The organism is Nonomuraea fuscirosea (genome assembly GCF_003001935.1).
Classification (GTDB): Bacteria; Actinomycetota; Actinomycetes; order Streptosporangiales; family Streptosporangiaceae; genus Nonomuraea; species Nonomuraea fuscirosea.
Window position 1 is genome coordinate 367,313 of sequence record NZ_PVNG01000003.1, and the last position, 14,128, is coordinate 381,440.

The window sequence follows — 14,128 nt, forward strand, 5'->3', positions numbered from 1 at the left end:
GCGGGGGCGTGACCGGTCGGGAGGATCTACTCTCAGACACTAGGGGAGTCGCTCAGCTTCGCTCGGGTCCGGGGAACACGACGGCAACACGACCAGGAAACCCCTTGCGGCTCCGTGTCGCGCTGCGTCGCCGACCCGAAACACACTATCCCGCACTCGCCGGTCCTGTCTCACGCAGCGGCCCAGATCGGCCCGTTACACAGCGAACTTTGAGCCTCAGGTGCAGACGTTCTTCTGCTCGGAGGCGGTGATGGTGCTGTTGTTGACGCTGTCGGGCAGCTTGGTCACCTTGACCGACTCGAAGTCCTCGCCGACCACCAGCTGGATCACCGGAGTGCCCTTCTTCGCCCCGGCTCCCGCCGTGGTGCCGGGGTTGGCGGCGAGGTACGACTGCGCGTTCGTCGCCGCCACCTTGCCCGACGCGGCCTGCGGCTTGGGCAGCACCGCGGCGCCCAGCGCGACGGCGTGGTCGGCCGCCGTCTCGATCGTCTTGGCGTAGTGGATCTCGCTCTTCTTCAGGCTCACGCCGCCCGGGGCCTCGAAGTTGCCCAGCCCGACGACGTTGAAGCCCTGTTTGGCCAGCTCGTCGGCGACCTCGCGGGCCTTGCCGAAGGTCTTGGTGCCGTTGAGCACCTGGATCTTCACCTGCTCGGGCTTGATCGCGACCTTGGGCTTGGCGCTCGCGGTGGCACTGGGGCCGGGCACGGGCTCGGTGTCGGTCTTGATCGAGGTGAACAGCTCGGTCGCGTCCGGTTCCTTCCAGACCACCCGGTTCGGGTCGTCGGGGGCTGGCCCCCAGGGCACGGTGGTGAACTTGACGCCGCCGGCGGTCATCTCCTTGGCGCTCATCGCGATCTGGATGAGCTGCTCGGTGTCGTTGGCCAGCTCGGGATCCATGGTGACCGAGCCGGCCGCCGCCGCGATGAAGTCCCTCAGCCGGCCCACGTCGGTGAGCAGGTCGCTGCTGGTCGCCTTGGCCACGACCTTGCTCAGGAAGATCTGCTGCCGCTTGATGCGCTGGATGTCGCTGCCGTCGCCGTATTTGCGCAGGCGTACGTAGCCCAGTGCCTTCTCGCCGTCGAGCAGGCTCTTGCCGGCCGGCAGCACCAGCTTGGAGGCCCTGTCGTTGACGCCCGACTTCAGGCAGATCTCGATGCCGCCGAGCGCGTCCACGATGTTCTTGAAGCCGCTGAAGTCGACCTCGACGAAGTGGTTGACCCGGATGCCGGTCAGCGTCTCGACGGTGGAGATCGTGCAGGCGATGCCGCCCGAGTTGTACGCCGAGTTGATCATGTCCCGGCGCGGGGCCATCTCCTGCTTGGTGGCCTCGTTCTTGCACTTGGGGATCTGCACCAGGGAGTCGCGCGGGAAGCTGATCAGCCGCGCCTTGTCCCGGCCGGGGGAGATGTGCATGAGGATGATCGTGTCGGTGCGCTTGCCGCCGGCGTCTGCCTCGCGGGCCAGCTGCTGGCCGTAGCGCGCGTTGCCCTTGCCCGCCCGGGTGTCGGAGCCGACGAGCAGCACGTTGAGCGCGCCCGTGTCGGGAGGGCGGGGGTTGATGATGTCTTCCTTGACGCTCTTCTCGTTGATGTTGCCGAAGGCGTCGCGGTAGAGGGTGTACGCCGTCAGCGTGCCCGCGACCATCACCGAGGTCAGGCCGATGCTGACCCAGGCCAGCACGCGCATCTTCTTCTGGCCGCTGCCCGGGCCGCCCGAGCGGTGCCCGTGCGAGGGCCGCTCCTGCGGTGGCGGGGGCGGCGGCGCGGCGGCGGCCGCCCGGCGGGCCATCCGGCTGCCCGGCTGCGTCGGGGCACCTCGGCGGTCGTGCACGGGATCGACTACCGGCGGCACGCCTCTGTAGTCACTCATACGCCCCCTAGCCTCACTCCTTGCGCCGCCGGCTTGGTCGCTCCGCGCCACGAGACTAGGTCACGTACGGCGTGCCACGTGCCCGATCGTGCGGAACGGCCCGTGACCCGGGTGTGATGTTTCCGCGGCACAGCATACTCAGAGCCGGACATTGGGTGGAATATCATCGCCAAACTCTTTCCTGCCACCGATCTGTCCTCGATCGTCAGGCCCGGCGGTCAGGCCCGATGCACCGGCCGGATGCTCAGGCCCCGGTGCTCAGGCCCCGGTGCTCCGGCCTGAGGAGCCGGGCCGGCGCTCCGGTCTGATGCTCAGAGCGGCCGCCAGGCAGGCCAGGGGCACGGCCGGCAGCACGTACCGGTAGTCGAACTCGGCGGCCGCGGCCGGGGTGACCAGCAGCACCACGGCCACCGACCAGGGCACCAGCCAGGCCGGCGCTCCCGCCGGCCGGGTGCCGGGACGCCTGCCCCCGCGCCGGCGGGCGATCGCCGCCACCGGCGGCACCAGCAGGACTCCCAGCAGCACCGGGCCGGGCAGCCGGGCCAGATCCTGGTAGGCGCGCAGCCATCCGGCGTAGGGCTCGACGATCCGCGTACCGATCGCACCCTGCTCGTAGAGCTTGGCATATTCGGCGCCGACCTGCGCGGGATAGCGCCCAGGCGGTCCGGGGGGCGTCACCGGGAACTGGTAGTAGGCGTAGATCTCGGGGTCGGGATAGACCGGGCGACCCCAGGTGAACGTGCGGCCCAGCTCGGTCAGCACCGAGGCGGCGTAGTCGAGCGGCTGGCTGGTGATCGCCAGCGTCGCGAACCTGGCCGCCAGGTCGTCGTTCTCCTTCGTGAACGTGATGCCGGGACGCAGGACGAGCGGGGAGTCCTTGGCCCAGATGTACTCCTGCGACGGGGGCCGCCGCTCCGGCGGGCGCGGGTCGCACAGGACCGCCAGGTCGGGCGGCGGGTCCATCTTGGCGCAGTCGGCGAAGGACATCGTGCGCGCGTACATGAAGACGCCGTTCGCGCCGATCAGGCCGGTCCGCTGGTAGGTGGCGTGGAACCAGGCGCCGTACGCGAGGATCGGCACGAGCGCGGCGGCCAGCAGCACGACGGCCGGTTTGAACCGCCGGCGCAGCACGAACCAGGCGGCCACCACCACGATGAGCGGCTGCCCGACGGTCCTGGTCAGCGTGGCGGCGGCCAGCAGCAGCCCGATCGCCGCCACCGTCGCCGGCCGGCGGGTGGCGCACAGCGCCACGGCGGCCACGACCAGGAACATGAACAGCGTGTCGGAGACGAGCAGGTGCTCCAGCTCGATCTGGTACGCGTCCAGCAGCACCGGCACCGTGGCCAGCGTCGCCGCCCAGCGCGGGGCCCTTCGCGCCGCCCGGTAGATCAGCACGCCGGTGGCCAGGCCGAGCAGGTGCTGCACCACCGTGACGGCGGCGAAGGCGTGCAGCGGCTCCAGCAGCTTGAGGAACATCGAGTAGCCGGCCGGGCGCACCAGGTCGGGGCGCGGTCTGAAGACCGTGACGACGTAGGTGTAGGTGTCGGGGAACCACAGGGCGGGCCGGTAGCCCAGCATGGCCAGCGCGCGCAGGGCGGTGCCGAGGGCGAGCACCGCCAGGAACCAGCCGTGCCGTCTCGCCCAGGGTCTGGGGTCGCGCGGCAGCCGGTGGCCGCGGCCGGTCTTCGCGGGCTCGGCGTCACGAGCCTCCGACATCACCCGCACGTTCCTCCCGCTCCTCCGGCGCGTCGCACAGCCACGTGGTCCGTACGCTACCTGTGATCGGAGTGGTCCCGAGCCGCATGAGGCGCTCACCCGGCGGACGCGGGCGGTTCCACCTGCGTGTTCCCGGGGCGGGGGCAAGATCGACGGGTGCCGTGCGCACGCGGTGTGCCGGGTTGGATACGCTCGCTCAGCCATGGAAGTCGATCGACCCGGCCGGGTGCTCGCCGCGCTGTCCGTACTGCCCGCTCTGGCCGTGGCGGGATGGCTGCTCGCGGGCCTGCCGCTGCTGCTGCTCGGCCGGTTCACGCCGCCGCTCGCCACGCTGCTCGGCGTGCCCGCGGCGGCGCTGCTCTGCTGGGCGGGCACCCGGGGCCTCGGCCGCCGCGCAGAAGCGCCGAGCCCGGGTGGCTCGAAGGACGGGCATGCGGACGCGCCGGTTCCCGCCGGGCCGGCCGGATCGGCGGCCACCTGGTGGCAGGCAGGCGGGGTCGCGGCGGTGGCCGTGGCGTCCGGGGCGTTCAACGCGATCATGCACAGCGAGCAGCTCGCGGTCAGGCGCGACCCGGCCACCTACGCCCAGTACGCCGCCTGGATCGCCGGCCACGGCTCCCTGCCCATTCCCACCCAGGTGGAGGCGTTCGGCGGCCCCGACCCGCAGCTGATCTTCGAGAGCGTCGGTTTCTACGCCGAGAACGGCGCGGTGGTGCCGCAGTTCATGCCGGGCCCGCCGCTGCTGTTCGCGATCGGCAACTGGCTCGGGGCGCCGTTCCTGATCCCGGCCGTGCTGGGCGCGCTGGCCGTGCTGACGCTGGCGGGGGTGGTGGCGCGGCTGTCGGGCGCGCGGTGGGCGGTGCCGGCGGCGCTCGCGTTCGCCGTGAGCCTGCCGATCCTCTACACCTCGCGCACCACGTTCAGCGAGATCCCGTCGCTGATCCTGCTCTTCGGCGGGCTGGCGCTGACCTACGACGCGCTCGCCCGCCCGGCCTGGTGGCGGGGGCTGCCGGCCGGGCTGGTGTTCGGGCTGGCCGTGCTGGTCAGGGTGGACGGGCTGCGCGACGTGCTGCCGGTGCTGGCGTTCGCGGGGCTGCTGATCGCGATGCGGCGGCGCGGTCGGCCGCAGGGTGCGGTGGGGGTGCCGCTGCTGGCGGGGCTGCTGGCCGGGGCCGGGATCGGGATGCTGGCGGCGTACGTACTGGCTCGTCCTTATCTTTCCTATCTGTCCGGTTCGGTGCGGCCGCTGCTGCTCATCTGCGCGGGCGTGCTCGTGCTGATCGTGGCCGGCACGGCCGCCGCGCCGGTGCTGGCCAGGATCCGGCTGCCGAAGTGGGCGCCCCCGGCGGGGGCCGGGCTGGTGCTGCTGCTGATGGCGCTCCTGTACGCCCGCCCCTGGTTCCAGAGCGTGACCCGGGTGCCGGCCAACCCGGACGACGTGCGCACGTTCGAGATGATCAGGCAGATCCAGCGCGCGAACGGCATGCCGCTCGACGGCACCCGCCTCTACTTCGAGAACTCCCTGCACTGGGCCGCCTGGTACGTCGGCGTCCCCGTCGTGCTGCTGGCCACGCTCGGCGCCGCCCTCCTGGTCCGCAAGCTGCTGCGCGACGGCGAGCCGTTCGCGTGGCTGCTGCCGCTCGCGGTCGTGGGCTGGACCACGGTCACGACGCTGCTGCGCCCCGAGATCACCCCCGACCATCCGTGGGCGGCCCGCCGCCTGGTCCCGATCGTCATCCCCGGGCTGATCCTGCTGGCCACGTACGGGCTGGCCCGGCTGCACGTCCTGGCGGACCGGCACGGCCCGCTGGTGCGCAAGTGGGGAGCGGCGCTGACCGTCGTGCTCGTGCTCGTGCCGCCGGCCGTGACCTCGATCGGCACCGCGTTCACGCCGGTCGAGCGGGGCGAGGCGGCGGCGGTCGAGGCGATGTGCGCGCGGATCCCGCGCGACGCCTCCGTGCTGATCGTGGAGCGGGTCACCGCCGACCGGTTCACCCAGGTCGTGCGCGGCATGTGCGGCCTCCCGGCGGCGCAGGTGTCCAGGCCCGACCAGGGCCAGACCGCGCCGCCCGATCAGGTGCGGCGGCTGGCCGAGCGGGTGCGGGCGGCGGGGCGCGTGCCGGTCGTGCTCGGAGCCGAACAGGGCCAGGTCTCCCCTTACGGGACCCCGGCGCAGATCCTCGGCCTGGTCACCCGCCAGGACGAACGCTCACTCGTCGAGGCCCCGAACGCCACCTGGTCCCTGCGGATGAACGTGTGGATGGCCGTCGCCTGATCGCATGGTCCAGACTGGAAGATGTCCCGATCGGGAGCTCCCGGTAGGCCGATGTGGACTCGCCTTTCGGCTGGGCAGAGTAACCTCGACCCCCGTGAGCACGCTTGAGACCCCCAAGAGTGGAACTGCCGTGGAAGAAGCGCCGTACGTCACGATCGTCCTGCCCTGCTACAACGAGCAGGATCACGTCATCGACGAGGTGGAGCGCATCACCAAGGCGATGGACTCGAGCGGCTACACCTACGAGCTGGTCGCCGTCGACGACTGCTCGACCGACGACACGCTGGCCAAGCTGAAGCAGGCCGCGCCCGACTATCCTCACCTGCGCATCCGCGCCTTCCACCGCAACGGCGGCGCCGGCACCGTGCGGCGCATCGGCTCGCAGGAGGCCAAGGGCGAGATCGTCGTCTGGACCGACGCCGACATGTCCTACGCCAACGAGCGCATCCCCGAGCTGGTGCAGATCCTGGAGAAGGACGCGACCGTCGACATGGTCGTCGGGGCGCGCACCAGCGAGGAGGGCTCGCACAAGCTGCTGCGCGTGCCCGCCAAGTTCGTGATCCGCAAGGTGGCGGAGATGCTGGCCGGGCAGAAGATCCCCGACCTCAACTCCGGGCTGCGCGCCTTCCGCAAGGCGGTGGCCAAGCCCTACCTGCGGCTGCTGCCGCCCGGATTCTCCTGCGTCACCACGATCACGCTGTCGTTCCTGTCGAACCAGCACGACGTCTACTACCTGCCGACCGAGTACGCCAAGCGGGCCGGCAAGTCGAAGTTCAGCTTCGTCTCCGACGCCTACCGCTACATCCTCCAGGTGTTGCGGATGATCATGTACTTCAACCCGCTCAAGGTGCTCATGCCGCCGGCGTTGTGGCTGGTGGGCATCGGGTTCGTGAAGGGCGTCTGGGACATGATCGAGCACCCCTTCTACTTCCCGGCCAACACCGTGATGATCTTCCTGTCCGGGATGCTCATCGGGTCCGTGGCGCTGCTGGCCGACCTGATCGTGCGCTCGCGGGGAGAGTGACCTTGCGGATCGCGATCGTCGGCCCGACGTATCCGTACAAGGGGGGTGGGGCGCAGCACACGACCGAGCTGGCGCACCGCCTCGCCGCGCTGGGCCACGACGTGGTGATCGAGTCGTGGCGGGCGCAGTACCCGTCCTTCCTCTATCCGGGGCAGCAGACGATCTCCGCGCCCGAGGGCACGCCCTATCCGAAGACCGCGCGCCGGCTCGACTGGCGGCGGCCCGACGGCTGGGTGGCGGCCGGGCGGCGGCTGCGCTCGGCCGACCTGGTCGTGCTGGCGGTGCTGAGCCCGGTGCAGGTCCCGGCGTACCTGGGCATCCTGCTCGGGATCGGGCGGAAGACCCGTACGGTCGCGCTCTGCCACAACGTGCTGCCGCACGAGCGCAAGCCGTACGACCGGCCGCTGATGACGGCCCTGCTCAAGCGGGTCGACGCCGTGCTGACCCACTCCGAGCAGCAGGCGGCGCTGGCCAGAGGGCTCACAGGGCGGCCCGTGGAGGTGGCCGCGCTGCCGCCGCACCTGCCCTCCACGACCGGGGAGCGGTCGGCCGAGGTGCACCGGCGGCTGCTCTTCTTCGGCATCGTGCGGCCGTACAAGGGGCTCGACCTGCTGCTCCGCGCGCTGCCCGAGGGGGTCGGGCTGACCGTCGCGGGCGAGTTCTGGGGCGGGCTCGACGAGACGAAGGCGCTGATCGCCGAGCTGGGCCTGGGCGAGCGGGTGGAGCTGCGGCCCGGATACGTGGCGGCCGGCGACGTGCCGGAGCTGTTCGGCGCGGCCGACGCGCTCGTGCTGCCCTACCGCAACGCCACGGCCAGCCAGAACGTCTGGCTCGCGCACGAGCACGGCGTGCCGGTGATCGCCACCCGGGTGGGGGCGCTGGCCGACCACGTCACCGACGGCGTGGACGGGCTGCTGGTCGAGCCGGGCGACGCCGGAGCGCTGCGCGAGGCCATCGAGCGGTTCTACGCCTCCGGCGAACCCGAGAGGTTGCGGTCGGGGGTCAAGGCCGTCGATCCAGAGCCGTTCTGGTCGGCGTACGCGGGGGCGCTGCTCGGCGCCTGACGGCCCAGCAGGAACGCGATGCCCGCGGCCGCCACGTCGGCCAGCGTGAACGCCAGCCGCGACACGATCGCCACCGCCAGCGCCGCCGGCGTGCCGATGACCGGGCCGAGCACGAGCACCAGCGCGCCCTCCCTGACCCCGACGCCGGCCGGGACCACGACCGTGAGGATGCCGGTCGCCCAGGCGAACGCGTACGCGCCGGTCGCGATCAGATAGAGGTCGGAGCTGCCCGCGACCAGCCAGATGTGCACGCCGTACACGAGCCAGCCGAGCGCCGTCCACGCCACCGCGACGACCACCGTGCGGCCCGGCAGCACGCTCTCCAGCGGCTCCTTCCGCGCGAGGCGCAACGCCAGGTTGAGGCCCCAGGTGAGCACCTTCGGATGCAGGCAGACGATGATCGCCGGCACCAGCAGCACCAGGTACCAGGCCTCGCGCACCGCCTCCAGCGTGCCCAGCGTGGCCGCGGCGATCGAGATCGCCACCCCCAGGTTGATCACGAGGCCGAGCGAGATCGTGGCGAACGTGCGCCGCGGCGGGCTGCCGTGGTCGCGGCCGAGGTCCATCATCGCCGCGTACGCCCACACCGCCCCCGGGATGTACTTCCCGAGCTGCCCCACGAACATGATCCGCCCGGCGATCCGCACCGGCACCCGCGTGCCCAGCCCCGCGAGGATCTCCCGCCAGGCCAGCAGCATGAGGAACTGGCCGAGCAGCACCGCCGCGAACGCGCCGAGCACCGCCCACGGCGACATCGCGGCCAGGGCCGTGGTCGTCTCGTCCCAGTTGGCGGCCAGCCCGTAGCCGAGGAAACCCAGCGCGACCAGGGCCAGCAGGATGCGCAGCAGGCGGCGGAGCATTGGCTCAGGTTACGCGTGGTTCACCAGGTATAGCCAGACGGCCACGGCGACGATCAGCACGACGGCGGCCACGGCCAGCGAGATCTTGACCGCGCTGTACGGCCGGTCGCCCTGCACCTCCCCGTTCGCCCCGTTGATCAGCACCTGGTACGTCCGGCCGGCGAACAGGTAGTTGCCCGCCCACACCGGCAGCAGCACCAGCTTGAACGTGACGCCGGAGTAGTTCGTCCGCACCGACGACACCCGCTGCACGTCCCCGCCGATGTCGCGGCGGCAGTCGCCGTGGATGACCTCGGCCATGAGCTGCTTGGCCTGCTCGAAGCCCGCCTGCGGCTCGTGGTCGTAGCGCAGGCTGTGGTGCCCCGCGAGGTAGGCCGGGTCGTACGGGAGCGCGTGCGCCAGCGGCCAGGGCTGGAGCGCGGTCAGCCGCTCGGCCGGGACCCGGCCCGTCGCCGGGGTCAGCACGTCGTCGAACCCGCGCGCCACCCGGCCGGAGGCCGGGTACCAGCGGGTCCGCCGCTCCCGGCGGGTGCGCCGGTTGCCGTTCGCGTCGGTGTGGCTGGTGGTGACGTAATAGTGCTCGCCGCGCCGGCCGGTGTAGTCGGAGACCGTCTGGGCGTCGAACGTCCAGTGCGGCAGGTACGTGCTCTTCATCGTCTCCGCCTCGCTGACCTTCTTGAGGCGGTTGGGGGCGAACCAGCGGCTCTTCACCCACGTGCGCAGCGCCTCCCGCGCGCCGCCCCGGTCCAGGGCGAACGGCAGCACCGCCTCGGGGACGATCTGGTCGTCCCGCGCCGCGTCGGCCACCAGGTGGGTGCCGCAGAACTGGCAGGCCCGCGACAGCGCGTCGCTGTCCGTACGGGCGCCGCAGCCCGGGCAGCTGAGCTGATGCCTGGCCAGGGCCCTGACGCGCGGCTTGGCCGTGAAGGCGTCGTAGGAGAACTCGCGGACCTGCCGGGCGGGCGCGGCGATGCGCTCCTCCGCACCGCAGTACGGGCAGCGCAGGACGGCGGTGCCAGGAGCGAACGCCACGCTCGCGCCGCAGCCCTGGCAGGGACGGGCGGGGGTCTGGGCGGGTGAGGTCATCCCGGGTCATGCTCCTGGTCGGAACGGGTCAGGCGGGCGGGAGCGGGGACAGGAGTCGGTCGGGCGGGAGGTCTGGCCGGGAGGCCGGGTCGGACGGGCGGGGAGGCGAGGTCAGGCGGGCGGGAGCGGGGGTGGGGTGTCGCGCAGGTGGGTGGCGAGTTCGGGCACGTCCCGGGCGGGGAGCCACTGGGACATGCCGGTCTTCCACACCAGGCTCTCCGGCGTGAGCCCGTTGCCGGGCAGCTCCGCCGCGCCGAACGGCCCCCGCTGCTCACCGTTCACCCCGATGAACCAGCGCTCGTTGCCGGGCAGCGGCGGCGGCCCTTCGGAAGCCGGGGACGGCCGGGGGCTCTGAGCCAGGGACTCGGCCATCTGCCGGCCCGCGGCGATGCCCATGCCCAGCCCCATGCCCTCGGCGGCTCCGCCCGCGTGCTCCAGCGCGTTCGCCGCCTGGAACCTGGCGTAGTCGCCCAGATCGCCCACGATCCCCATCTGCGACCGCTTGTCCAGCGCCCGCTCCACCTCTTCGGGCAGCGAGACGTTCTCGATGGTGAAGGTCGGGATCGCCAGCCCCACCGAGGCCAGGTCGGCGGTCAGCGTCACGGCCAGCCGCCGGCCCATCTCGTGCTGGCCGGCGGCCAGGTCGAGCAGGGGCACGCCGGCACCGGCGAGGGCGTGCGGGAGCCGGCCCATGACCAGCTGGCGCAGGTAACCCTCCACCTCCTCGGTACGGAACCGCGGGTCGGTCCCCGCCAGCTCCCGCAGCAGCGCCGGGGCGTCGGTCACCCTGGCCGCGTACGAGCCGAACGCCCGCAGCCGCACCGGCCCGAACTCGGGGTCGCGCACGATGACCGGGTTCTGCGTCCCCCACTTGAAGTCGGCGAACTGGCGGGTGCTGACGAAGTACACCTCGGCCTTGAACGGCGAGTGGAAGCCGTGCTTCCAGCCCTTGAGCGTGGACAGGACCGGCAGGTTCCGCGTCTCCAGCGTGTACGTCCCGGGCGGGAACGCGTCCGCGATCCGGCCCTCGTTGACGAAGACGGCGGTCTGCGATTCGCGCACGACCAGCCGGGCGCCCATCTTGATCTCGTTGTCGTGGCGCGGGAAACGCCAGACGAGGGTGTCGCGGCTGTCGTCGAGCCACTCGACGATGTCGATGAATTCGCCGCGGATCTTGTCGAACAGCGCCACTACGCCCCCGTTCGTGCTGGTTTCGCCAGGTCGGCCACCGTACCAAAGGCGTTTGACGTCGGAGTGGGCGCGGAGGTCGGTACGGTGGGGAACCGTGGTGAAGCAACGGGTCGCGCAGCTCGAATACTCAGAGTTCCAGTCCGCCATGCTCGACGAGGAGAAGCGCAGGCGGAAGGCGGCGAAGATCATCGCGGTGCTCGAGCACTTCCACGGGCCGCTCGGCGGGCTGACCGTGGGCGACGTGGGCTGCTCCGCCGGGTTCATCGCCGACGAGCTGGCGGGCGCGGGGGCCGGTCACACGCTGGGCATCGACATCGACGTGCCGGGGCTGCGGAAGGCGGCCGACCGGTTCGGCGAGCGGGTGGCGTTCGTCTGCGGCGACGGTACGGCGCTGCCGTTCCCCGACGGCTCGATCGACGTGCTGGTGTTCAATCACATCTACGAGCACGTGGTCGACCCCGACGCCGTGGTGGCCGAGATGCGCCGGGTGCTGTCCGACGACGGCGTGCTCTACCTGGGGCTGGGCAACCGGCTCGGGATCATGGAGCCGCACTACAAGCTGCCGTTCCTGTCCTACCTGCCGCCCGCGCTGGCCGACCGCTACGTGCGCGCGTCCGGGCGGGCCGACCACTACTACGAGCGGTTCAGGACGCGGCGCGGGCTGCGGAAGATGTTGCGCGCCTTCCACGTGTGGGACTACACGTTCCCGGTGCTCGCCACGCCCACCCGATTCGCCGGAGGAGAGCTGTTCCCCGGGATGCCGGGGAAGGTGGTCAAGGCGGTGCTGTCGCGGGCGCCGCGCGGGGTGCTCAGGCTGCTGCTGCCGGTGGTGCCGACGTACCTGTGGGTGGCGACCAAGACGCCGCGCCGGCCGGTGGGCGCGGCGCTGCCGCAGCCGCCCGAGCTGGTCCGCCCGCTGTGAGCACCGAAGAAGACGTCACGGTGGAGCCTGTGCCGCGCCGCCGGCCCATGGCTCGCCGGCTGGTCAGATACGGCTTTCTGGCCGTCGCGCTCGGCTTCGGCGCCTGGGCGGTGGGCCGGCAGTGGGACGACGTGGTGGCCGGGTTCTCCCGGCTGACCCCGGCGGCGCTGGCGGGCTCGCTGGTGGCCGTGGTCGCCGCGCTGCTCGGGGCCATGCTGACCTGGCGCACGCTGCTGGCCGACCTGGGCTCGCCGCTGCCCGCGCGGCCCGCGGCCAAGGTGTTCTTCGTGGGCCAGCTCGGCAAATACATCCCGGGCACCATCTGGCCCGTGCTGGCCCAGATGGAGATGGGCCGCGACCTCGGCGTGCCCCGCGCGCGCAGCGCGGCGGCGTTCTTCCTGATGATGCCGATCCAGCTGGCCACCGGCCTGCTGGTCACGCTCGTCACGCTCGGCTGGGACCGCTACGGCTGGCTGCTGCTGTTCATCCCGCTGCTGCTGGTCCTGCTCGAACCCAAGGTGATCAACGCCGTCATCGGGTACGCCCTGCGCCGGCTCAAGCGCGAGCCCCTCGAACGGCCGCTGACCAGGCGCGGCATGCTGACGGCGCTCGGCTGGGCGCTGACCGGCTGGATCGCCTACGGCGTGCACCTCTATTTCGTCGCGCCCCAGGGCGGCCTCGTCTTCGCCGTGGGGGCCTTCGCCCTGTCGTGGTGCCTGGGCATCCTGACCTTCGTGATCCCGGCGGGCGCGGGGGTCAGGGAGCTGGCCATGGTGACGATCCTGGCGCCCCATCTCGATCAGGGCGCCGCCATCGCGGTGGCGCTTTCGTCCAGGATCGTCATCATCGTGGGGGATCTGATCTGTGCCGGCCTGGCGGGAATCGCAGCGCGTCGCGACTCGGTGTGATTTGGCCCACGATTTAGGGGAGGCTGGTCATAAGGTGAACATCAGAGGGGGACGACCAGTCCCACGTTGATCTTGAGGGGAGAAGATCTTCGTATGCCTCGAGTGCTCGTCGACGCGGTAGCGGTCCCCGCGGACCGCGGCGCGTTGATCAGATACGTTGACGGGCTCGTGGCCGCGCTCGACCGGGCCGGCGCCGACATCGCCGTGGCCTGCCAGCGGGCCGAAGCGGAACGCTACAGACGCCTCGCACCTTCGGCCCAGGTGATCCCCGGGCCGGTCTCGATCACCAACAGGGCCGCCAGGCTGGCCTGGGAGCAGAGCGGGCTGCCCCTTCTCGCCCGCCAGGCCGGCGCCGACGTGATCCACGCCCCCTACTACTCCATCCCGCTCAGCGCGGGCCTGCCGACCGTCGTGACGGTGCACGACGCGATGTGGTTCACCGAGCCCGACCAGCTCAGCCCGCACGCCTCGTTCTTCCGCTCGGCCACCCGCACCGCCGTCCGCCACGCCAGGCGGGTGATCGTGCCGTCCAAGGCGACGAGGGACGAGCTCATCCGGGTGCTGTCCGCCGACCCCACCCGCATCGACGTCGCCTACCACGGCGTCGACCTGGCCCAGTTCCACCCGCCGACCGGCGAGGAGATCCGCAGGTCCGCCATGAGGTGCGGGCTGCACGACCAGCCGTACGTGGCCTTTCTCGGCGCGCTCGACCCCCGCAAGAACGTGCCCAACCTGATCAGGGGCTTCGCCACCGCCGTCAAGCGGCTGGACGAGCCACCGGCGCTGGTGCTCGGCGGAGGCGTGCACGAGGACGACGTGGACGCCGCCTGCCGGGAGGTGGAGGCCACCGTCAGGGTGATCAGGCCGGGCTACCTGCGCGCGCCCGACCTGCCCGGGTTCCTCGGCGGGGCGCTCGTGGTCGCCTTCCCCTCGCGCGGCGAGGGGTTCGGGCTGCCGGTGCTGGAGGCCATGGCCTGCGGCGCGCCGGTCCTGACGACCCACCGCAGCTCGCTGCCCGAGGTGGGCGGGGACGCGGTCGCCTACACCGAGCCGGACGCCGACAGCATCGCCACGGCGCTCGGCGAGTTGCTGGCCTCTCCCCAGCGCAGACACCAGCTGCGGGAGGCGGGCCTGGCCCGGGCCCGCGAATTCACCTGGGAGGCCTGCGCCGAGGCGCATCTCAGCTCGTACCAACGCGCGATCGAATAGTTCG

General features: G+C 71.9%; 11 protein-coding genes. 6 read left to right on the top strand and 5 right to left on the bottom strand.

All coding sequences use genetic code 11. The annotated features are described in order from the left end of the window. Nucleotides 1–216 precede the first annotated feature (216 nt). Entirely contained in the window at nucleotides 217–1,869 is a 1,653-nt protein-coding gene (locus B0I32_RS08760) for an LCP family protein (protein WP_106236612.1), read from the bottom strand. Nucleotides 1,870–2,127: 258 nt separating this feature from the next. Beyond that, the gene (locus tag B0I32_RS08765) at nucleotides 2,128–3,585 is read right to left on the bottom strand and encodes a hypothetical protein (RefSeq protein WP_245955687.1); all 1,458 of its coding nucleotides are present in this window, start codon (nucleotides 3,583–3,585) and stop codon (nucleotides 2,128–2,130) included. Nucleotides 3,586–3,787: 202 nt separating this feature from the next. Here B0I32_RS08765 and B0I32_RS08770 point away from each other — a divergent pair, with 202 nt between their 5' ends. The 3 genes from B0I32_RS08770 (at nucleotide 3,788) to B0I32_RS08780 (ending at nucleotide 7,948) form a co-directional block, all read left to right on the top strand. Beyond that, nucleotides 3,788–5,860 carry a glycosyltransferase family 39 protein gene (locus tag B0I32_RS08770; RefSeq protein ID WP_106236614.1) on the top strand — a complete coding sequence of 691 codons (2,073 nt, stop codon included), beginning with the start codon at nucleotides 3,788–3,790 and terminating at the stop codon, nucleotides 5,858–5,860. Nucleotides 5,861–5,954: 94 nt separating this feature from the next. Next, nucleotides 5,955–6,884 (top strand): glycosyltransferase family 2 protein, encoded by a 930-nt coding sequence (locus B0I32_RS08775; RefSeq protein WP_219911699.1) that lies wholly within the window; start codon nucleotides 5,955–5,957, stop codon nucleotides 6,882–6,884. A 2-nt stretch (nucleotides 6,885–6,886) separates the two neighbouring features. Continuing rightward, entirely contained in the window at nucleotides 6,887–7,948 is a 1,062-nt protein-coding gene (locus B0I32_RS08780; protein WP_106236617.1) for a glycosyltransferase family 4 protein, read from the top strand. On the opposite strand, the gene B0I32_RS08785 is transcribed toward B0I32_RS08780, so the two are convergent. The 3 genes from B0I32_RS08785 to B0I32_RS08795 all read right to left on the bottom strand — a co-directional run bounded on the left by B0I32_RS08785 (nucleotide 7,849) and on the right by B0I32_RS08795 (nucleotide 11,085). Next, nucleotides 7,849–8,808, bottom strand: a complete 960-nt coding sequence (locus B0I32_RS08785; protein ID WP_106236619.1) for a lysylphosphatidylglycerol synthase transmembrane domain-containing protein — start codon at nucleotides 8,806–8,808, stop codon at nucleotides 7,849–7,851. The genes B0I32_RS08780 and B0I32_RS08785 overlap by 100 nt on opposite strands. Before the next feature lie 9 nt (nucleotides 8,809–8,817). Beyond that, nucleotides 8,818–9,894 (bottom strand): TFIIB-type zinc ribbon-containing protein, encoded by a 1,077-nt coding sequence (locus B0I32_RS08790; protein WP_106236621.1) that lies wholly within the window; start codon nucleotides 9,892–9,894, stop codon nucleotides 8,818–8,820. Nucleotides 9,895–10,005: 111 nt separating this feature from the next. Continuing rightward, the gene (locus B0I32_RS08795; protein ID WP_106236623.1) at nucleotides 10,006–11,085 is read right to left on the bottom strand and encodes an SPFH domain-containing protein; all 1,080 of its coding nucleotides are present in this window, start codon (nucleotides 11,083–11,085) and stop codon (nucleotides 10,006–10,008) included. Between the two features lie 94 nt (nucleotides 11,086–11,179). Here B0I32_RS08795 and B0I32_RS08800 point away from each other — a divergent pair, with 94 nt between their 5' ends. The 3 genes from B0I32_RS08800 to B0I32_RS08810 all read left to right on the top strand — a co-directional run bounded on the left by B0I32_RS08800 (nucleotide 11,180) and on the right by B0I32_RS08810 (nucleotide 14,124). Beyond that, nucleotides 11,180–12,007: a class I SAM-dependent methyltransferase gene (locus tag B0I32_RS08800; RefSeq protein ID WP_106236625.1), complete on the top strand. Its 828-nt coding sequence runs from the start codon at nucleotides 11,180–11,182 to the stop codon at nucleotides 12,005–12,007. Then, entirely contained in the window at nucleotides 12,004–12,915 is a 912-nt protein-coding gene (locus B0I32_RS08805; RefSeq protein WP_245955688.1) for a lysylphosphatidylglycerol synthase domain-containing protein, read from the top strand. The genes B0I32_RS08800 and B0I32_RS08805 overlap by 4 nt, the downstream gene beginning before the upstream one ends. A gap of 93 nt (nucleotides 12,916–13,008) precedes the next feature. After that, the gene (locus B0I32_RS08810; protein WP_106236629.1) at nucleotides 13,009–14,124 is read left to right on the top strand and encodes a glycosyltransferase family 4 protein; all 1,116 of its coding nucleotides are present in this window, start codon (nucleotides 13,009–13,011) and stop codon (nucleotides 14,122–14,124) included. Nucleotides 14,125–14,128 lie beyond the last annotated feature (4 nt).

Bases quoted from the DNA above. Each gene is read 5' to 3' on its own strand.
- B0I32_RS08760 (WP_106236612.1), bottom strand. From the start codon at position 1,869: ATGAGTGACTACAGAGGCGTGCCGCCGGTAGTCGATCCCGTGCACGAC.
- B0I32_RS08765 (WP_245955687.1), bottom strand. From the start codon at position 3,585: ATGTCGGAGGCTCGTGACGCCGAGCCCGCGAAGACCGGCCGCGGCCAC.
- B0I32_RS08770 (WP_106236614.1), top strand. From the start codon at position 3,788: ATGGAAGTCGATCGACCCGGCCGGGTGCTCGCCGCGCTGTCCGTACTG.
- B0I32_RS08785 (WP_106236619.1), bottom strand. From the start codon at position 8,808: ATGCTCCGCCGCCTGCTGCGCATCCTGCTGGCCCTGGTCGCGCTGGGT.
- B0I32_RS08790 (WP_106236621.1), bottom strand. From the start codon at position 9,894: ATGACCTCACCCGCCCAGACCCCCGCCCGTCCCTGCCAGGGCTGCGGC.
- B0I32_RS08810 (WP_106236629.1), top strand. From the start codon at position 13,009: ATGCCTCGAGTGCTCGTCGACGCGGTAGCGGTCCCCGCGGACCGCGGC.